The following is a 20,684-nucleotide window of genomic DNA, read 5'->3' on the forward strand; positions in this document are numbered from 1 at the left end:
TACTTTGTTTTTGCCATGACTACACGCCGTATATTCATCAACAATCTGGTGGTGCAAGCCTCTATCGGCATGCTGGACCACGAACTGATTCACCGCCAGCCCCTGCATATTGATGCCGAATTCGACACCACCATTACGCAGGACGTTCAGGACGAGGACATCGGGACCGTGTTGGACTACCGTCAGCTGCGCGAGGCACTGATCGACGTCAGCACCACGGAACACACGAATCTGCTGGAAACACTGGTAGAGCGCTTGGCTGAGCGCATCCAGAATGATTTCCCGACCGTGGAACGCGTTAAAATCCGCGCCAGCAAACCCGAGGCCTTTGCCGACTGTGATGCCGTCGGCATCGAGATTGAACGCAGCCGCTAAAGCCCCCTGCCCCGCCTCTGGCCGGGGCTACGACGACACTTCTTTCCGCTTTTCCTTATGTCCCAAGACACCAGCACCCTCCCTCCTTCCGAAACCGAGACTCCCGTGTTTGCCAGCAAGGCTGAACGCAAGCAGCGCGTCAATGACAACAAGCTGAGCAAACGCATCATGCGTGAGGTGGGCCGCGCCATCGGTGACTTCAACATGATCGAGGAAGGCGACAAGATCATGGTCTGCCTGTCTGGCGGCAAGGATTCCTACGGCCTGCTGGACGTGCTGATGACCTTGCAAAAGCGCGCTCCGATCAAGTTCGACATCGTGGCCGTGAACCTGGACCAGAAACAGCCCGGTTTCCCTGACCACATCCTGCCCGAGTATCTGGAAAAGCTGGGCGTGCCCTATCACATCGAAACTCAGGACACGTACTCGGTGGTGACGCGCGTGATTGCCGAAGGCAAGACCATGTGCTCGCTGTGCTCGCGTTTGCGTCGCGGCATCTTATACCGTGTCGCCAAGGAACTGGGTGCCACCAAGATCGCCCTGGGCCATCATCGTGATGACATTCTGGCTACCTTCTTCCTGAACCTGTTTTACGGTGGCCGTATGAAGGGCATGCCGCCCAAGCTGATGTCGGACAATGGCGAGCACATCGTGATCCGCCCTCTGGCCTATGTGCCCGAGAAGGACCTGATCGCCTACGCCAAGCTCAAGGAATTTCCCATCATCCCCTGTAACTTGTGCGGTTCGCAGGAAAACCTGAAACGCCAGGAAATCAACCGCATGATTGCGGAATGGGACAAGAAATTCCCGCACCGTTCCTGGAACGTGTTTGGAGCTCTGACACGCGTGGTGCCTTCGCACCTGATGGACCCCAAGCTGCATAACTTTGCAGACTTGAAGGTGACAGGCCAGGCCGATCCGGAAGGCGATAAAGGCTTTGATCAGGATTATTTTGACGATCACCTGCCCGAGAGTTTGCTGGCTGCAGGCTTTGAGGAAGATAACGACGAAGCTACTCCGGGCGTGCGTCAGGATGCCTTCACACCTGCTCAGCCTGCCGCTTCTGGTGAACAGCAGATTGTGTTCATGAGCAAGCGTCGTTCTGGCCAATAAACCTGGCACGCGGCTTAGCGTAGCGCTTGTCGCCTGCCAATACACAAGCGACAGACAATAAAAAGCCCCGATATAAACCGCTAGTGTCTGGGATGATATCCAGATTGTGGAGGTTTATATCGGGGCTTTTTTTGCGCCCGCTGAACGACTATCAGGCCTTAGCTCGGTTTTTGCGAACCATCCCAGCGTTCACCGGGCACCTGAATATCGAACAATTCCAGCACCCGCATCACCGTGTGATCGACAATATCATCGATGCTTTTGGGTCGCAGGTAAAAAGCGGGCATAGGCGGGAAGATGATCCCGCCCATTTCCGTCACGGCCATCATATTACGCAAATGCGCCAGATTGAATGGCGTTTCGCGCACCATCATCACCAAACGACGACGCTCTTTCAAGGTAACGTCGGCAGCCCGGGTAATCAGGTTGTCAGACAAACCATGCGCCACGGCGGCCAGCGTACGCATCGAGCACGGCACAATCACCATGCCCGCCGTAGGAAAACTGCCACTGGCCAAGGTTGCACCCACATCGCGGAAGCTGTGCACCTGATCGGCCAGAGCCTGAATCTCGTGCCTGCCGATATCCAGCTCATATTTGATGTTCAGCACCCCGGAGGGCGAGATCACCAAATGGGTTTCCACATCCGGACAGGACTGCAGCACTTGCAGCAGGCGCACGGTGTAGACCGCCCCGGTGGCCCCGGTCATGCCTATGACCAGGCGTCGCTTGGTGCTCACTCCAGGGCCCCAGCCTCGCGCAGCATGGTTTCCAGTTCGCCGTTTTCGTACATTTCAGACACGATGTCCGAACCGCCGACGAATTCGCCCTTGATGTACAGCTGGGGGATGGTGGGCCAGTTGGAGAAGTCCTTGATGCCCTGACGCACTTCGGCGTCGTCCAGCACGTTGACCACAACCACCTGGCTCAGGCCAACAGCGCGCAGAATCTGCACGGTGCGTGCGGAGAAACCACACTGAGGAGCTTGCGCTGTGCCCTTCATAAACAGCACAACGGGGTTTTCCGTTACGGTTTCGCGGATGAAATCTTGAACTTCACTCATGATGTTCTCTTAAGAAAAGAATTAACACTGTCCACCTGTGACCCGCCGGATTCCTGCCAGATCCTCATAACTGATGACCTGTTTGAACCCTGCCTGCCGCAGCATATTTTGCACATGGTCGGCCTGATCCCAGCCGTGCTCCATGAGAAGACTAGCACCAGGACGCAGATACGGCCCGGCTCCCTGAACTATTGTACGCAAATCCGTCAAGCCGTCAGAGCCATCTGTCAGTGCCTGACGCGGCTCGAACCGCACATCGCCCTGCGCCAGATGTTCATCATCCACTGCAATGTATGGAGGGTTGGACACGATCAGGTCAAAAGGTTCCTGGCCTGCCACGGCATCGTACCAACTCCCCAGGCAAAACTCGACTTTCCCACACAAACGCTGAGCATTTAAGCCCGCCTGCGCCAATACCAGTGTGCTGATGTCACTGGCGACCACATGGGCATCAGGACGTGCCAGCGCCAGAGAAACCGCAATGGCGCCGCTGCCACAGCCCATATCCAGAATGCGGGGAGATTGGATGTTCTGCACACGCTCCAAGGCACGCTCAACCAGGGTTTCGGTATCCGGGCGAGGAATCAGCACCGAGGGCGACACCAGAAACTCATGGCCCATGAATTCCCGCACACCGACGATATACGCCATGGGCTCGCCCGCCACACGGCGGGCTTCCAGAGCTTGATAGGCTTGGATCTTGTCCAGCGGCAACTCGTCCGTGTCGTGCGCAATCAGCCAGGAACGACCGACGCCCAGCACCTGCATCCACAGCATGTCGCGCTCCAGGCGCGGCAAGGGACTTAACGGCTGCAAGGCTCGCAAGGTACGGGGATAGTCGGCAGGCGTGGCCATTGAGGACACGGCCTGCTCACCGGATAGGTTCATGCTCACGCCTGCGCCAGATCAGCCAGCAAACCGGCCTGATGCTCGGACAGCAAGGCCTTGATCAACTCGTCCAGATCGCCGTCCATGATGTAGCCCAGCTTGTACAAGGTCAGATTGATACGGTGATCCGTCATGCGGCCTTGCGGGAAGTTGTAGGTACGGATGCGCTCGGAGCGGTCTCCCGTACCGACCAGGCTTTTACGCTCGGCGGCTTCTTTGTCAGATTGCTCACGCTGCTGCTTGTCTTTCAGACGAGCGGCCAGCACCTGCAAGGCCTTTTCGCGGTTACGGTGCTGGGAACGGTCGTCCTGACACTCCACCACCAAACCTGTAGGCAAGTGAGTCAGACGAACGGCAGAGTCCGTCTTGTTCACGTGCTGACCCCCGGCACCACTGGCGCGGAAGGTGTCCACACGCAAATCAGCAGGATTGATGGTGATTTCAGCCAGGCCTTCGGCTTCGGGCAACACGGCCACGGTACACGTAGAGGTATGGATGCGACCCTGGGCTTCAGTCTCAGGCACACGCTGCACACGGTGCGCACCGGACTCGAACTTCAGACGCCCGTACACATCCTGGCCTTCAATTCGAACGATCACTTCCTTGTAACCACCCACTTCCGAATCGCTGGCAGACATGATCTCCGTACGCCAGCCGCAGTTTTCAGCATAGCGCATGTACATGCGCAGCAAATCCCCGGCAAACAAAGCGCTTTCGTCCCCACCGGCACCGGCGCGGATTTCAATGAACACGTTACGGGTGTCGTCCGGGTCGCGCGGCAGGAGCAGGATTTGCAGTTCATCCTCCAGTTGAGCGATACGTTCCTTGCCCAACTTGTATTCTTCTTCGCCCATTTCCTTCAATTCAGGGTCGGACATCATGTCCTGGGCCGCTTGCAGATCCCCTTCGGCAGCCTCATAGCTTTTGAAGGCTGCTACAACAGGGTCCAGCTCGGAACGCTCGCGCGACAGTTTGCGAAACTCGTCCATATTGCTGGCAATTTCAGGCTCGGCAAGCATGGCATCAACTTCATGCAGACGGCGAGCCAATTGCTCAAGCCGACTGCGCATAGAGTCTTTCATAGGGAACAGCCTAAAGGGAAAATCAGAGGGTCTGGGCGCAGTTCAAAGCTATCGGGCTGCACCGCAGGAGAGTCGGTGAACAGACAACAGCCCAAACGCTAACGTCGACGGGTGGTCGAGGGCAACAGACGAGGCAGCAGATTCAACAATTGCTCGCGCTCGGAACCCTCACTGCGCGTCAATTCAGCCATCGGGCCGTGCATGTACTTTTGAGTCAGGCCATGCGCCAGCATTTCAATGACTTCTGCTGGATCATCGCCACGGGCCAACATGCGGCGCGCGCGCTCCAGCTCGTGTTGACGTACTTTTTCGACCGACTGCTGCACATCCAGAATGGCCGGCACAATCGCACGGGTACTCAGCCAGTGCATGTAATGCTGCACCTGGGTGTCAATAATGGCTTCAGCCTGCACCACAGCGGCCTGACGGGCATCGGCACCCCGTTGTACAAAGCGGCCCAGATCATCGACGGTATACAGGTACACGTCGTCCAGGCGACCTACTTCGGTTTCAATATCGCGTGGCACGGCCAGATCAACCATGACCACAGGGCGGTGACGACGCGAACGCACAGCTCGTTCCACCATACCCAGACCCAGAATGGGCAAGGTACTGGCCGTACAGGACACCACCACGTCAAAATCTGCCAGACGATCAGGCACATCAGCCAGCTTCATGGTGCTGGCCATGAAGCGCGAGGCCAGGCTTTCAGCCCGTTCCTGAGTACGGTTGGCGACCACGATGCTACAGGGGTTCACTGCCGCAAAGTGCGTGGCACACAGCTCGATCATTTCCCCAGCACCAATAAACAGCACTTTGGCCTGGCTCAGGTCACCAAACACACGCTCGGCCAAACGGACAGCCGCGGCAGCCATGGACACCGAATGGGCGCCAATAGCGGTTTGCGTACGGACTTCCTTGGCCACCGAGAAGGTGCGCTGGAACAATTGATGCAACAAGGTGCCCAGCGAGCCGGCCTCGTTGGCGGCACGCACGGCATCTTTCATCTGACCCAGAATCTGGGGCTCACCCAAGACCATGGAGTCCAGACCGCTGGCAACACGGAACGCATGGCGCACGGCCTCGTTCTGGTTGTAGCGGTACAGATGGGGGGTCAGCTCGGCAGAGCGCAGACTGTTGAAGTCTGCCATCCATTCGGGCAGACGCTCAGCCACATGGGGCTCGGCCGCACAGTAGATCTCGGTACGATTACAGGTAGACAGAATGGCTGCTTCACGGACACCGGTGCCGAACGTGGCACGCAAGGTATCAAGCGCAGGCTTTAACACATCGATCGGAAACGCAACGCGCTCGCGCACGGCAACGGGCGCGGACACATGATTCAGACCGAAGGTTAGAACATCTACAGACATGAGCAGTACAGGCTATAGCCCTGAAAAGACCAAGACTGGCAATTTTGCAAAGGCAAAACGCATGAAATTTAAGTGATTTTACGCCGCAAGCCGCAATTTTGCCAAAAATGTTACTTGAATTGCCCTTTTGTGATTACAATTGCACTCCTTTATGCAGCCCTCTTTTCGCTGAAAAGGGCCTCCCCCTAGGGGTACGGCAAATTTGAAGTCGAAAAGATGCATAAATTTTTTGTTGTACTATGCGCACAAATTAAAAAACGTGGTATAGTTCTATTTTTACCGAGCAGTACACGTTGGCCTGGTAGCTCAGTCGGTAGAGCAGAGGATTGAAAATCCTTGTGTCGGTGGTTCGATTCCGCCCCAGGCCACCAGGAATTCAAGCAAAAAGCCCAGTCAAACGACTGGGCTTTTTGTTTTTCTACTTGCCAGATGCGCATCAAACAGCCAGAGCAACTGGATTACCCATATGCGCATGGCTCAAGCGAACACCTCTTTGCTGGGCCAATATCGAGATTCTCGATATAACGGAAGTATCGATAATCTCGATACTTGCTGTTCCAGCCCCCCGTCGCCCTCAAAACCCCACCGGCTCCGCCATCCAGCCAAACCCGGCCGTCATGGTCGGTGGTGGTTTCAGACAGGAATTGCGCCCCTGCCGCAGTTCTGTCCAGTTTCCAAGCAAGGCCTGTTCGCAATGCGCCTCTGCCCGGCGCAGCTCGTTGCGTGCCTTGCTGGTGGTGACGCCGAAGCGTTCGGCCACCACACTCAGGCTCTGTTCTTCCAGCCGGGCCGCCAGAAAGATGGCGCGACGTTGGCGGGGCAGCAGCTCGATGGCGTAGATCAGGACGGACAGCAAAGATCGGCCGATCAGGCTGGACTCTGGCCCCGGCATGGGGGAAATCTGCTGATGCTCTTCCAGTTCCTCCAGGGGCACCAGCGTCCCTCTGCCGGACTCGGCTCGCCATTCATCGATCGCCAGATTGCTGGCCATACGCAGTAAATACAGGCGGGGGTTGGCGACCGGCCCGATCTCCCGGCTGCCATGCAGACGCAGCCAGGTGTCGTGCAAGGCATCCGCTGCGCGGTCGCGGCAGCGCAGGCGGATGGTCAATTGACGCAGCAGCTCTTCGTAGTGCACCTTCAGATACAAGCACAGTGAATACTGCGGCGTCACACACTCTTCATTACGCTTGCGTGTAGGCAAGGGCAGGCAAGTGGACAGCATGATCAGATCTCCCAGGCTCAAGCTACAGTGTCATCCGCCGCCGCTCCTCGGGCGTCAACCGATCCAGAGCGGATTGCGGATTGGCGCCCAGTCCCAGGACCTGCACCGTACTGTCTTGGCGATACGCAGAGGCATCTATCCTGGAAGTCGCTGGGCCTGCTCCTGATGATGTGGCCCCGCCCCCTGACTGCCCTGCATCCCCAAATCCCAGAATCTGCACAGTAATGACCGAAGGCAGATTCTGACGAGCCTGTGCACGAGCGCGGTTGACCGTATCCTGCGCCGCCGATGCGGCCGACGATGCTGTCGCGCTGGCGTTACTCAAGGCGCCTGTGTTGACGGTCGCCACCACCGGAATTCCCTTGGACTCGCCCTGTACCTGAATATTGTCTGCATTGACCACACGCAAGGCGGCGATATTGATGTCGCCCGACACGCGAATCCCTGCCTCGCCCGCGTCCACCGTTCCCAATGGCGCAATCAGATCGATATAACCTGGCGGGACCTCGGGAACCGGGTTCAAGGTAGCGATACCTGCACCGGTATTAGGCGTTGATGGTGACAAGGCCACATTGCCAAACAGATCGTAAACACGACGTTGCGGCGTGTAGACCACCGTGGTCTTGCTACCCCGACCCGCGTTAATGTCCCCTGCTGCCGACCAGGCCAGAATATTGCCGCCAAAGGTCGTAAAGACCCGGCTCTGTCCCATCAGAATGTCGCTTTGCGAGAAGAAGTTGATGTCCCCTTCCCCTTGCGTGATCACACCCGATCCCGGACCAGGGTTAAAGCCACCATCAATCCCCACCAGGGCACGCCCGCCGGGAGTCAGGATGCTGATGTCACCACCAAAGTTGGTGTGAATACCCGCATCCAGCACGTCGTAGAACGACACGTTGTAACCCGGACTGCCCAAGGCCTCCCACTCGGCCTTGGTGATGTAATCCAGCTTGGGAGTGGGTCGACTCTTGCCCGTCGTGTTGTTAACGTAATCCGCGTCGTAATACAGCGCACTGCTGTACATCGTCAAATCACCCGTGTAGCTCAAGGCCTTGCCTTGAGCATCCTGTTCGGGGAACAAGGTGGCAATCGCTTCACGACCACGCAAATAGCTGCCTGCGCGCTTGCTGTCACTATCGTTGTACTCACGGCCCGATGCCTTCAGCTCTGCGTAGTACACATTACGCAGATAGCTGCGTTGCTGCTCGGGCGGCAAGGCCTCGAAGAAGCTGCGGGCGTCCATACTGGCCGCATCAAAATGCAGGCCCAGGCCGTTCTTGTCGCCAAAGCGGGTGCTCAACCAATTGACCAGGTGCAGCTGGCTCTCCAGCTTGTACTCTCGCGCCAAGGGACGACTGGAGGCATTGCGGCCTTCAGCCCTGGCCTGATCGCGTACTTGGTCCAGCTCTCCCTGCTTCTCCTGCAGGAAGGCTTGTGCGCCGGCTTCATCGCCTGTGTAGCCAAACTCGCGTTGCAGCCATTGCCCCAGCGTCAGGCCACCGCTATAGATGTACAGCGCCTTGCCCTGTTGATCTGCAAACGGCAGCTCCAGATCAGCCTGATTCTCGGGGTTCAGATAGCGCGCCGCAAAGTCGTTCCAATGCGCTCCTTCGCCCATTCCGGCCGAGACCGAAATACTGGCGCCGCCACCACGACTATCGGACAAGGCACTGCTCAAGGGCCCCAGACTCTTGATCTCGCCCTTGTCAGCCAGATACACATGACGCCCAGCCGACACGTCCAGCAAACCTGGCCCCAAGATGTAGAAGCTGCTGTTACGCACGTCCCGACCCGCTTCAACAATGGAAATATCGTCTGCCCAGGCATGGGTAATCAAATTACCGCGTGTCGTCGCAGTGGCACTCTTGGCCCCTGCCACGGCATCTTTCTGCCCCAGGCGTGTGCCCGAGTCGGTAATGTCACGCCCGGCCCGAATCGCCACAGGAACCGAGCCTTCCATACGTGAGCCCTGCGAGCCCGGTGGGTATCCCAACAACACTTCCTGACCGACGCGCAAGCCAACAATGTCGCCGTTGACGGCGTAGTAACGAGCGGGCTGACGTTGAGCTGCGGCAGTACCGATATTGACCGGCGTACCAAACACAAACAAGGAACCTGTATTTTGACGGCCTCCGTACAGCGAAGTGATCGCCTTGCTGCTGACGGTGAACCAGTCGTTGAGCTTGACGGCCTCGCCATCCACGTTATGAATTATGCGGGGGTTATAGCCGTACTCGCCGCCCCCTGTCTGCGATAGCAAGCCTACAAAGGCAGGACGGAAGGGGCTGGACATGGCCGCTGCGTCTGCCGCCGAGGCCGAGAAAACGTAGCCGGCCGCCTGAATGGAGCCCCCCGCCAGGAACTGCAGTTCACCACGCCCTGTTGCGTTGACAAACTGCTCGCCCATTGGCGAAGGGGCCAGTACCGTACCAAAGCCATAACGCAATATTGAATTGCTGGGTACAGTGGCATCGCTGGCACTGGCTCCATACTGAATATTGCCGTTAGCGGCCGCCGCACGCAGGATAGAAGGATAGAAATGACCATCTGCGTTATGGGACTGGTTGCGGCCTGGGTCGCCCCAACGCGTATCCTCATACGCATTGCGCTCATCCCAGGACGTGGTGGGCGTCAGGTTGCCCCCCACACTCAACAAATCAATCGCCGTCGCCGGTGTCCACAAGGAGAACCAGGACCAACCATTGCCGTCATAGTGCTGGCCATCTACGGAGAAAGGCGTTGAGCTTAAGGACAAGGTACGCCCTGGGTCTACCGTACTGCCCAGCACCAGATCGCCCCGCGTTTGCATGCGTACTGCGGAGTCACCCAAGACCAGAATCGGACCACCTGTTGCGGTCCCTCCGCCGCTGGCATAAATATTGCCAGGACGCGTATCCATTTGATCTGTTCCACCAAAGCCCAGCTTTACCCCACCAACCGCGCCGGCATCCAGAGCAATCGCTCCTCGCAAATTCACCAAAGTGCTGTTCAGGTCATGCTCGTTCAAGCGCACATCGGGGTTCGGGTTCAGTGTGCCACCCAGGCGCAGGACCAGGTCCCCGCCACCTGTCTGTACCAGTTCGCCCCCCGAGGTGATTCGGCCTGTGCTGCCCACCACCAGATGCAAGCCCTGGCTGCGCGGCGTATGCGTCTGCTGATTCCAGCTGCTGCGAATACCGCGCTGGTTCAACATGCCGGCATCCGCCCCGGCCTCCACGGTCAAGTTGCCACCACCCAAAGTACCCACACCGGTAAAGCCGGCCAGGAAAGGATCGTTGGCAAACAACCAGGTGTCGTACTCGCTATACCCGCCATTTGCGGTACCCGCCACATATGTCCCGAAGTTGACCCACCAGGCACTGGGAGTCCCTTCCGAGGCTGACACTGCACTACCCGTTCCCTGGCGCCACAACCAGTTACCCACTGCCGTAGAAGCAATCTGCTGACGCGTGTTGTAGAAGGTGTAGCTCTGATCATTCTTGCCGTCGTTATTGCCGACCAGATCCCCCTTCACACTGCCTTGAGCACGCAGCAACACATTGCCGCCCTTTTCGGGATACCAGGCCTGATACAGGCTGTCCGCACCACCGTCGACCAGCGACTCGAAACGCTTGCCTTCCGCGCGCAAGATCGTGCCATCGAACAACTTGCCACGCGCCTGGTTATAGGCCGCCCCCATCGATGCCGACGGCGTGCCTGCGGTGTAGACCCCATACAGCGAGTTCATCTCGATGTCGCCACCAGACACCAGATCCAGATCACCCACGCCCGTACGCAGGACACTGAACAGTTGTTCACGGGCGGGCTGTTTCACGTCTTGCATCTCGGGCGGTGTAGCGGGCGAGAGCTCGGCGGCCATATCGCCCATGCCAAAAATATTCAGTTCAGTGATATCGGTGCCGATAATGCCGTACGCTTGCAGCTCTTCGATCTGCGCCTGTGTCACCTGCTCACCAGAGACAGGCACAAAGCTCAACCAATAGCCCCCCGCCAGCAACTCAATCAGCTCTTCAAAGCGGCTGACCTCTCCCCAGCCATACACCGCTGGTTTACCCGTTCCTGGAATTTCGGTTGATTTCACGCCAAGGCCAAAGTGCGTATCCGCCAGCATCAAGCGACGCTCGGTATCAATCAACGTCAAGCGATTATCCGCTGCCGAGGTATCCGCCCCGGCAACCAGACGCAAATCCCAGGACTGCGAGCCAGCGGCCAACATGGGGGCCAGAGCCAGCATGCGACCTTGCGCGTCATCCCCATCTCGAGGACGAAGATCGACCATCACGGCCCCGCCCGGCAATACCACGTCCGTCTCGGAAGGCACCAACGCCCCTTTCTTCAAGGCGACCTGCTGGTTCAATTTCATAAGCACCGGCAAGGGCACGCCTTTGGGCCACAGAGTAGCCGCCATTTGCGCATCCTCCGGCAAACGGAAGCCCGCGGCCAACTGCATATTGGCTTGTAGTGTCACTGCCTCTTTCAAGACCGTGCCAGCGGCATAAACCACTTGCCCGGACGCATCCAGCACGGCCGCTGACAGCACCGTTCCTGCCTGCAAGGACAGGCCTTGCGCCAGACTCATCAGGCTGGGGATTACGGTGCCGCGTGGCAAGCTCATGCCCTCCACGGGCAGGTCATAGTTAACGGTACGACCGGCCGCGAACTGGGTCCCCACGTCCAGCGTGGCCATGCCGCCATGGGGGATGATGAGATCACCGCCAAAAGGCATACGACCTGCGGGCAGAACCCAGCCACCATCATCAGCCGTGACACCCAGCACGGAGGTATTGAAGCCATCCGTCAAACTGCCAAAAATCGTCAGATCTCCAGCGGCGCGCAATACCAGGGCCCCGGCCTCGCCCGAGCCATATACCGAGCTTTTCTGAGCATGAGGATTTACGCTGGCATAGCGGTAGCCCGACAGATCAATATCCCCATCTACATGCAGATCACCATCTGGATTCGTGGCGGCATTGCTGACAATCTCCACACCAGGGCGCAGGTGGAATTGATCACCATAAGCACGCAGCCCGGCCAGCTTGCCTTGCATCAAGGCCTGATTCGCCAGAGCCTTGTTGATGAAGGTTTCACTATCCAGATGCTTCTGACGCAAGTAGTCCTGATCGATACGCTGGTAGCTGCGACCATCTACCGTTTCATCGAGGCCAAGCTGCGCATCGTCGTATTGCTGGAAAGCATTGACGGCAATCGACCTCGCCCCGGTAATGTTGAGTGCACCGCGTGCATCAATATCGACATCGTTGCCCGTCGCGCCACCCAGGCGCGGTGCGTTCAGAGCGACAGTGCCGTAATTCGCATGGGAACCAGCCACACTCAGATTCATGCGCATGCCATCGGCCAGAACCAGACGACCCTGGCCCGAATCAATTTCAATGATGGCCCGGTTAGGTGCTTCAATCACTTGGCCGTAACTGTCCCGACGCAGCACACTGGCACTGGCATCCAGCACGGCGCTGCCAGTCAGGGTCACCCCTCGCTTGGCAGCCAGGCGAATGCTGCCCGCCTGCTCACCGCTGGCATCAATGGTGCCGTTGACCGTCAGGCTGCCATTGTCCACGGAGACATTGATTTCACGCGCTTTAAGCTCGTTGCCAATGAGCAGATCCCCCTGGCGCAGCTGGAAGCTGCGACCACCCCACACCGATCCTTCATTCAGACGGGCGTTAAGTCCCGCAAAGTCCGCAATCTGCTGTCCACGCAGCTCAATAAAGCCGGAGGCAAAAGGCACCAAGGTACCGCCCGCATCGTAATACCCTGTTCCAGCTCCCGACATACGGCCACGCAAGTCCACCAAGCCGTTCAAGGCCAGGGCCGTCAGTTTGCCTGCACGATTGTGCTGGGCCGATACATCAATCAGGGACTCCGCCGCTTGGATCACATTGCCGCCGCGACTCTCCAGCACAACCTCGCCACCCCAGCTGTACTTGTTCACATCAAAGAAGCCGATCGGACGCCCTGCCAGATCCAGTTGCGCACCCTCTTGCAGAACCACATCGTCCTGAGCAGACAGCTTCAGCTTGCCGCTAGGCAGCAAGGCCGCACTGTCCCAGACCAGGGACCTGGCAGCATCCAGGCTCAACTCGGCTCCCAAGGCGTGCACCGCTGTGGCCAGATCAGGCTGCACCGTGCTGCTCCCCTGCGGACGAGTCACCGCAATGTTGCCACCTGCACGGATGTTGTTGACCGAACCGGCCTGTCCGGTAAACAAGGGGGTGCTGATGTTCAGATTGCCGCCCTGATAGGTCCAGCCATTGCTGGCTGCATCCCAGGCACCACGACTGTGGTACACGGACAAGCTGCCCTTGTGATTGGCTGTGATGCGCTCGGAAGCATTCAGGTTCACGCTGCTAAAGCCCAAGGCCAGACGGTCGTGCATACCCACGGTATCGGGCTGGCTTTTCGGGCCGTAACCAAACTCAATCTGCTGAGCATCAAATACCAGACGGCCATTCCCCGTGCCCGCGCCGCCTTCCACGATGTTGCCCGCCGGTGTCGTGGCTCCGTTCCAGACCAGAATTCCGGTTTCGATACGTGCTTCACTATTTGCGTCACCATAGCCATAAATGGCAGCTGCGCTTAACACCAGGCGCTCCAGTGCCGACTTGCCTGTCACCGGGTCCAGCGTGCTCAAATTGACATCACCATAGAAGTTGACGGAGTCACGCGCCGTCAACACCAGGTTCTCCAATGCTGGCGCCCCCATCTGGGTATCGCCGCGCAGCAAGCGCTCCAGCACACTTTGATTCAGCGTCAGACCGGAGGGCAAGATACCCGCAGCAGACGCGTCGGACAGGGCCTGCGCTCCGCCCACATTGATGCCACCCATAGCCAGCACCAGATTGCGTGTGCCATAGCGCACCGACTCATCCAGCTCAAAGGTTTTATTGGTGGCAGCAGTAATCGTGCCTTCAGAATACAAGCGGGTTTCACCCGAACAACTGCTACCGACGGCACAAGTCCCTATATGCAGAAAGCCCGCCCCTACCGTGCCCCAACTATCGTCGTTGCTGGGTGCAGTGACATCCAGCCAGCCATTGCTCAAGGCCAGAACCCCTTTCTGACCGGGCTGCAACACATAGCCTTCGCTGGAGTCCCAGGGCGCGGCGCCTTTGCCCAAGGTGTTGATCGTGGCGCCCTGCTCAACTGTCAGGCCCTTTTCACGATTACCCACCACCAGAAATACCTGCGCAGCTTCCAGCACGGCGCCGCCGCGAATATAGATTTCATCTGTGCGCGTGTTGCCCAGACTGACACGCCAGGCATCGCGGGTCGAACCATAACCTTGCAAGGCAAACGTGGAGGTAGGTGAACCCCCGATACTGATGCCTGCCGCCCCCAGGCGATTGAGCACACCGGACTCTACCGACATACCATCAAAGCCTGCGGTCGGCGCTGCCCCATCAGCCAGCACTTCAATGCGCTGACCAGTCAGCACCACATTGCCCCCACGGCCATTCTGGGCCGGTTCAAACTTGGCAACACCGGACGCCACCTGCAAACGGTTCGCCTCCAGCTGCAGTTGGCGGGCATCTCGCTCCAGTTGAGGGCGCGGGACGCTATCACGCATGGCCCAGTCCAGCCCAAACTGCGAGTAAGACGTTTCGTTGTACTGGGAATACTGGCGCAGGGTGTCTGCCGAGGTCAGCACCACGCGCGAGGGCATGGCGTCCATGACAGGGGTATTGGCGATCCCCAAACGGGCGGCCACATTGTAGGAACCATTACGCATGGCAATGGTGCCACCCATAGCCGCACTGGCACTGCCCGAACCACTGATTTCAACGCGGTAAGCACCAGGCAACAAGGCGTAGGTAGAGGGCAGCAAGGTATACGTACCTGCGGCCAGGCCCGGCACGCCCTCTCCGATATGAATCTGGCGTCCCACCATAGGATCGCCTGCACCATTGTCGGCCGCCAATGGCGCCACCACTTGCTGTACACCTGGCACGACGGCATAGACCGGGTTGCCAGAAAGCTCGGGCAGCATGAAGCCGTTATTGGTGCTCTGAATCAGGGGGTGCAGACGGGCATCCGTAGAACCACCCCGCCCAGGCAGGAAACCTGCTCCTGTCAGTTCTCCACCACCCGACAGATCCAGCAAGGCACCTTCTTGCACGTCCACGCTGGTGGCTTTCAGGCTGAGATTACCCAGCAGACCGCCCAGGCCCACATAAGGCGCATCGCTACCTGCATAGTTATAGGTCAGCCCATCCACCGTCCCGCCGTAGGGCATGATCAAACCCGCGGCACTGACCGAGGTAATGCTGCCAGGGCGCATCACCATGGAGGTTGGGGCTTGCGAGGCACCACCTACACCCACACCCAACTCCAACTGCCCCAAGGGAGCCAGCAACACACCGCCCTGATCAATATTGCCCGACATCAGGCGCAAGACACCCAAGGCAGAATAAGGCTGGGCGACAGGGCCACTGCCAATGCGCTCGATACGCAAGCTGCGCTGCGGGTCATACTGTGTCAGCGGGTTATTCCACTGATCGCGCTGGATATAACGGCCGGAAATCACCTCCGCCGTCACGCCAGTTCCCGGATAGATGCGGCCAGCCGCCAGCACCAGATCCCCTTCGGTCAGCAGCTGTGTACGATCACCGACCGCATGCTTCAAGAAACGAAGGTCGTGCTGCGCGCGCAGATCCACCGTATCAAAACCGGCACGCGATACCTCGGCCTTGCCACTTTGCAAGGACCGGCCCAATGCACCGAAGGCGATCTGGTTGGCTATGTCCAGCACATTGGCGTCGATACGCAGATAGGAGTCTGGCAGCAGCTCGGGCAATCGGCCTTCATTACTGTTCAGAGCCTGAATCAGCGGCGTCACATACTTGTCGCGGGTGGGATGCGTTGCCCCTGCCAAACGGACATGAGGCGCGGCCAGCTTGACCGTAGCACCGGGCATAGAGCCAGGGGCCAAGGCAATCTTGGGGGTGGCCAGATGCAGGCTTTGGCCCATCTGCAGATCCACACCGTTTTCAATCGACAAAATGCCGTTGGACAGCAGGGCCAGATTATCAAAGCCCCCCGCCTGAATGCGGTCCACACCCAAACGAGCATGGCCGTAGACCAAACCCGCATCAGCACGACCAGCTTGCAGATCAAGCGGCAGATTCTCCAGTTGCTGCTCTTGCACCAAGGTCATTTCACGGTGTGCCAGCACGCGATCACTCGGCCCACCTGACATTTCATAGTTCGGCGACTCCAGGGCGGCCGACAAGGTTCCGCCTGCCGCATTGGCACCACCGGCCCAGGCCTGCATATCGCCATCCAGATACAGTCCGTTGAAGCTGGCCAGATGAATGACACCGCCATTGGAAGCGATGGTTTGCGCGCCCTGACCAGGCATGTCCAAAGTCGCTGCGGCTCCGGATGCCAGCAGGCGCGCGCCTTCGCGCACAATGACAAAGCTGTCGATAGCCTTGACCTGCGTCGCAGCCTGCTGGTACTTGCTACCAATTTCGATACGGCCACCATTGAGCACCTTGCCGTAGCGTTGACCCTGGGTATCGACAGCCGTCATGGCCTTGCCCGACACATCCAGCACGGCATTGCTGCCCAACCAGATTGAACCGTCGTGTCCTTTGAGGTGGCGCACGTCCTCGCTACCAGCACTCAGGCCATAGATACCGATCTTGCCACCCGAGGCTCGCAAGGAGCCATCCACCGTAATCTGACCGCTGCCTTGCAAGATAATGTTGCGACCATCATCTACGCTAATATGCGCCGCCTTGCCCACGGACAGGGTGGGGCCACTGGGGTCCACATCTTGCTGCTTGTACTCAAAACCTGCCGTCAAGCTCAGATCGGCACCGCCGCGCTGGCTGATCGAGCCTTTTTCGGGCGATTCGCTGAACTCGGGTGGCAACCACAGGGAGGCAACCTGGCTCAGATCCCCACCATTGGCCAGTTGACGTGCAGCGGGCAGATCCAGCTGCATGACGGGCATGTTCAGCGCCAGATTGGCCCCTTCTGCCACGGCCACGCCGTAACCGCCTATCACGTCGTAATTCGCAAACCCTTTCTGGAACAGGCTGCTGTCCAGATGCAGCATGGTCCCCACGGCCACATCCTGCGTCAAGCGCGTTCCGGCACGCAGCAAGGTGCCTGCGCTATAGCTCAAATCGGCATGAGCGACCGTGCCAGCCTTGTAAACACCGGGGGATGGCGCAATGGCAATGCCATCAGGCAGGATATCTGCCGGCACCACATAGTTGGTCGGGAAGCCGGCGGGATTCATGATCTCCATGATCACCGTTCCCGCTGGCAAGGTTGGCGCCACGCTCCAGCTATAACCGTCTACCCGCAACTGCTGGCCATTGGACAGCCAAACCGAATAACTGGAGTTCTCGTTGCTTGGCTTGGGCAAGGTCCAGGGGGTCGTCAAATGAATCCAGCTGGACTGATTGGCCTGCTCAACCTTGGGCGCCCCGCCAATAACCTCGCCAGCGGCGGCATGGGTACGCATGTAGTGGAAATCCACCGGCAAAATCGCACCAGCAGCAATGGTAAAGGCCTCGGTCGTCAGCAAATCGGCCAGAGAGCTTTGACCCGCCTGCAGGACGCCATCACTGCCCTGCACCGTGCCACCCAACACGACAGTCTCCCCGGTCTGCAAGCGCAAGGTGCCACCACCAGCCACACCATGACCACGGATTTCACCTTCGAAGACCAGTCGTCCACCTATGCCGGATACGCCGGATATATACGCATCAGCGGCCAGAGTGATATTGCCACCCTTGCCACCTAGCACCGAGCCATCGGCCATATAGGCCGCCGCCGAAGAGACGTCCAGCAGCGCGTGTTCGGCCACAGTCACATCACCGCTGCTGCGCAAAATGATTTCACCACCATTACGCCACGGCAGATAGCGCATCGCGCGGCTATCCATCTCCTGATTGCTCCAGAAGCCTCTGGTATCCAGGGTGACACCTGAGTCAATTCGTGTGGCAGCAATAGCGCCGGCTGCCACATCGGCAATCTTGCTGGATTGCCAGCCCAAACTGGCGCTGGTCCATTTATCCACCATATCACCCAGCAAAATACGGCCACCGCGCGCCGTCAGGTCAGCCTTCACATCGACCTGATTGGCATGCAGCGCGATCTCGCCACCCAGAGCAAGCTCCAGCGCGTCGTTGACTTCCACACTTTGGCTGGCATAGGCACGTAGAGCCCCCAGACCCATTTGCGTCAACCAATCGGAATCCAGGCTGATGCGAGAAGGGCCGGACGTCGCGTCGGACTGCTCCCCCCCCTCTTGCGCCTGAGCCTTGCCAATCACAATCTGCTCAACCACTGCACTGGGGCTATAGCTCAGATTCTGCGTGTCCTTGTCATAAACCGGCGTCCAGCCACCCAGAATCAGCTCGGCCCGACGCGCTACAGCCGTTTGTGACTGCTGATAGCCATCCAGCTTGGGAGCCGGTGCCTGAATCTGGCGCGGGCCCTGGTAAACCTCGGATTCGATATGCCCTTGCAGGTCCGCCGCCTTGGTCGAAATAACCAGGCGGCCCGCATCACGTCCTACCGTATAGCCTTCTTCGTAACGCTGGGTAGGAGCCAGAATCGGGTTATAGAAGCTGCGGGTTTGACCCCAGCGCGCACTGGTCTGCTCGTAACCCTTGTACAAGCCGGTGTAGAGCAAATCGCCCGGTGCACTATCGACCGTGTATAGACGGCCATCCACACCCCGCAGCCAGCTTTGACGCAGATAACCGCTTTGTACATCCAGCGTGCCGCCCGACAAGTTGACCAAGGAACCGGGGCGCGTCACCACGCTGGCACCGCTGAACTGCACGGTGCCGCCCTGGGCGGCCCACTCGCCGATACCGTGGCTGGCGACCCCCAGATAACCACCCACTTCCAGTAGCCCGCCCGCGGTGTACCAACGGTCCTTTTCATAGCCATTGGTGCCAGCAGGAACAAACACCAGGTTGCGGCGATCCAGCCAGACATCGCTGCTGCGCAGATTGTCGCCCTCGCGGTTGACCGGAGCATCGCGTTGCTCATTACCCTGAATGTTGATCATCAGGTTGTTGGCTTCCATCGCCACGCGAACACCCACATGGCCGGACACATCAATCACGGCGTCCTGACGTACCTCGCTGTTCCTGGCCGCGTCCACAAAGACCTGACCACCCGTCGCCAGCGTAAGGCTGTCGGCGTCGAAAACCACATCGCCACCGCTGGCAATCTGTACCAGCGACTGATCACGGCGATGACGCAGGCCGTCGCCTTCCTTGTCCGATTCCTTGATCAGAGCTTCGCGTTGCACATCCAGGGCGGTAGCAGCGCTTTCGTCCAGCACAATGGCTGTGACGCTATCCTTGCCCAAGGTCACGCTGGATTGAGCATCCGTCTTGTTGTTCTGCAGATGAATCGTGCCTCGGTTGTGAACCGAGGTGCTGGCCACCAGCACGCCGTCCTGGCTGATCGTGCGCCCGGCCAAGGTGATGTCGCCCGTTGCGGCTTGAATCACGCCCGTATTGCGAACCAGGCCCGCCTTGTCGGATGCCCCTGCCTGAGCTACCACCGTGTTGCCACGGGTGGTGGAATTGACGTTTTCCTCTGTCCCCATCCCCTTGCGGATGATGAAGTTCTCGCCAGCGGCCAAGGCAGCCTGCCCGCCCGGGGTCGAGATACTGCCTGCATTGTGCACTTCCTGCCCCAGCAAGAGCACATAGCCCCCGCCCTGGTTCACGGTCTCGGATGCGTGTGTGCCGATACGTGCACCGGCGTGTATCTCGATCTTGCCTTGCGCATTAGTGAAGGACGCCGTGTTGGCATCCTTGCCATACAAACCTTCCTTGAATTGCTGGTCCGTGATCTTGGCGGCGGCTGTCACCAGATTGCGCACGTTCACTTGAGACGTGCCACTGAACACCACCCCGTTCTGGTTCACCACCATCACGGTGCCATCACCCTTGATGGCGCCTTGAATCTGGCTCGGGGCGGTCTCTGCCCCCACAACACGGTTCAACACCGCATCGGACGCTTTTTGCTGGAACTGCACCGTGGTGTTGCGGCCCACGTTAAAGCTTTCCCAATTCAGTACGGCTTTGCTTTCGGTCTGCTTGATGGCAACGGTGTGCTGACCATTGTCTTGTGTGTACACCGGACGCTCTGCGCCGGTCCAGACGTGCAGATTGCCTGCAGCATCACGATCCCACACCCCGCCTTGCACATAACCGTCTGGCACACCGGCTTCTTTGGCAGCAGCCTCGCGCGCGGCTTTTTGTGCAGCTTGCTGAGCAGCAATCGCACTGGCGGTACGACCCAGGTTCTCGACCGAACGGGCCAATTGCTGACGTGCTTCGGCATGTTGGCGTGCCGCCGAGTTCAAAAGGCCATTGCCCGGATCAACCATTCCACCTTGTGCGCCGGAGACATTGCGCTCTACCGCTCCCCGCGACGCGAACCACGCGCCTGATACGGGCTGGGTTTGCGCATAAGCCTGCGCACTTACCCCCCCTGTAAGCAGCAAGGTCGCTATGGCTCGGGCCACCGGCGTCAGGCGATTTCGGGTCTTGTCGCGAGAA

Annotated in this window: 9 protein-coding genes and 1 tRNA gene; 3 read left to right on the plus strand and 7 right to left on the minus strand. The window is 58.8% G+C overall.

Going from position 1 to position 20,684, the window contains the following annotated elements; all coding sequences use genetic code 11:
- Positions 1 to 15 precede the first annotated feature (15 nt).
- Positions 16 to 375, plus strand: coding sequence for a dihydroneopterin aldolase (folB, locus tag WFM49_RS11900; RefSeq protein WP_336973406.1), 360 nt, complete (start codon positions 16 to 18; stop codon positions 373 to 375).
- Between the two features lie 57 nt (positions 376 to 432).
- Positions 433 to 1,488 (plus strand): tRNA 2-thiocytidine(32) synthetase TtcA, encoded by a 1,056-nt coding sequence (ttcA, locus tag WFM49_RS11905; protein WP_226349145.1) that lies wholly within the window; start codon positions 433 to 435, stop codon positions 1,486 to 1,488.
- A 158-nt stretch (positions 1,489 to 1,646) separates the two neighbouring features.
- On the opposite strand, the gene WFM49_RS11910 is transcribed toward ttcA, so the two are convergent.
- The 5 genes from WFM49_RS11910 to hemA form a co-directional block, all read right to left on the minus strand.
- Complete coding sequence (locus tag WFM49_RS11910) at positions 1,647 to 2,228, minus strand: UbiX family flavin prenyltransferase (protein ID WP_336973410.1); 582 nt, start codon at positions 2,226 to 2,228, stop codon at positions 1,647 to 1,649.
- Positions 2,225 to 2,551 carry a Grx4 family monothiol glutaredoxin gene (gene grxD, locus WFM49_RS11915; protein WP_003804985.1) on the minus strand — a complete coding sequence of 109 codons (327 nt, stop codon included), beginning with the start codon at positions 2,549 to 2,551 and terminating at the stop codon, positions 2,225 to 2,227. The genes WFM49_RS11910 and grxD overlap by 4 nt, the downstream gene beginning before the upstream one ends.
- 21 nt (positions 2,552 to 2,572) lie before the next feature.
- Complete coding sequence (gene prmC, locus WFM49_RS11920) at positions 2,573 to 3,439, minus strand: peptide chain release factor N(5)-glutamine methyltransferase (RefSeq protein WP_009464102.1); 867 nt, start codon at positions 3,437 to 3,439, stop codon at positions 2,573 to 2,575.
- Positions 3,440 to 3,441: 2 nt separating this feature from the next.
- Positions 3,442 to 4,521, minus strand: coding sequence for a peptide chain release factor 1 (prfA, locus tag WFM49_RS11925; RefSeq protein WP_009464100.1), 1,080 nt, complete (start codon positions 4,519 to 4,521; stop codon positions 3,442 to 3,444).
- Between the two features lie 98 nt (positions 4,522 to 4,619).
- Positions 4,620 to 5,894, minus strand: coding sequence for a glutamyl-tRNA reductase (gene hemA, locus WFM49_RS11930; RefSeq protein ID WP_021447198.1), 1,275 nt, complete (start codon positions 5,892 to 5,894; stop codon positions 4,620 to 4,622).
- A gap of 295 nt (positions 5,895 to 6,189) precedes the next feature.
- Between hemA and WFM49_RS11935 the strand changes: the two genes are divergently transcribed.
- Positions 6,190 to 6,265, plus strand: a tRNA-Phe gene (locus WFM49_RS11935).
- Positions 6,266 to 6,468: 203 nt separating this feature from the next.
- On the opposite strand, the gene WFM49_RS11940 is transcribed toward WFM49_RS11935, so the two are convergent.
- Entirely contained in the window at positions 6,469 to 7,119 is a 651-nt protein-coding gene (locus WFM49_RS11940; RefSeq protein WP_128831698.1) for an RNA polymerase sigma factor, read from the minus strand.
- A 22-nt stretch (positions 7,120 to 7,141) separates the two neighbouring features.
- Positions 7,142 to 20,629: a filamentous haemagglutinin family protein gene (locus WFM49_RS11945; RefSeq protein WP_336973414.1), complete on the minus strand. Its 13,488-nt coding sequence runs from the start codon at positions 20,627 to 20,629 to the stop codon at positions 7,142 to 7,144.
- Positions 20,630 to 20,684 lie beyond the last annotated feature (55 nt).

The organism is Alcaligenes sp. PF14, from assembly GCF_037150615.1.
GTDB classification, from domain to species: Bacteria; Pseudomonadota; Gammaproteobacteria; order Burkholderiales; family Burkholderiaceae_B; genus Alcaligenes; species Alcaligenes phenolicus.

Excerpts from the sequence above, each read along its gene's own strand:
- prmC (WP_009464102.1), bottom strand. The coding sequence starts at position 3,439 with ATGAACCTATCCGGTGAGCAGGCCGTGTCCTCAATGGCCACGCCTGCC.
- folB (WP_336973406.1), top strand. The coding sequence starts at position 16 with ATGACTACACGCCGTATATTCATCAACAATCTGGTGGTGCAAGCCTCT.
- WFM49_RS11940 (WP_128831698.1), bottom strand. The coding sequence starts at position 7,119 with ATGCTGTCCACTTGCCTGCCCTTGCCTACACGCAAGCGTAATGAAGAG.
- prfA (WP_009464100.1), bottom strand. The coding sequence starts at position 4,521 with ATGAAAGACTCTATGCGCAGTCGGCTTGAGCAATTGGCTCGCCGTCTG.
- grxD (WP_003804985.1), bottom strand. The coding sequence starts at position 2,551 with ATGAGTGAAGTTCAAGATTTCATCCGCGAAACCGTAACGGAAAACCCC.
- hemA (WP_021447198.1), bottom strand. The coding sequence starts at position 5,894 with ATGTCTGTAGATGTTCTAACCTTCGGTCTGAATCATGTGTCCGCGCCC.
- ttcA (WP_226349145.1), top strand. The coding sequence starts at position 433 with ATGTCCCAAGACACCAGCACCCTCCCTCCTTCCGAAACCGAGACTCCC.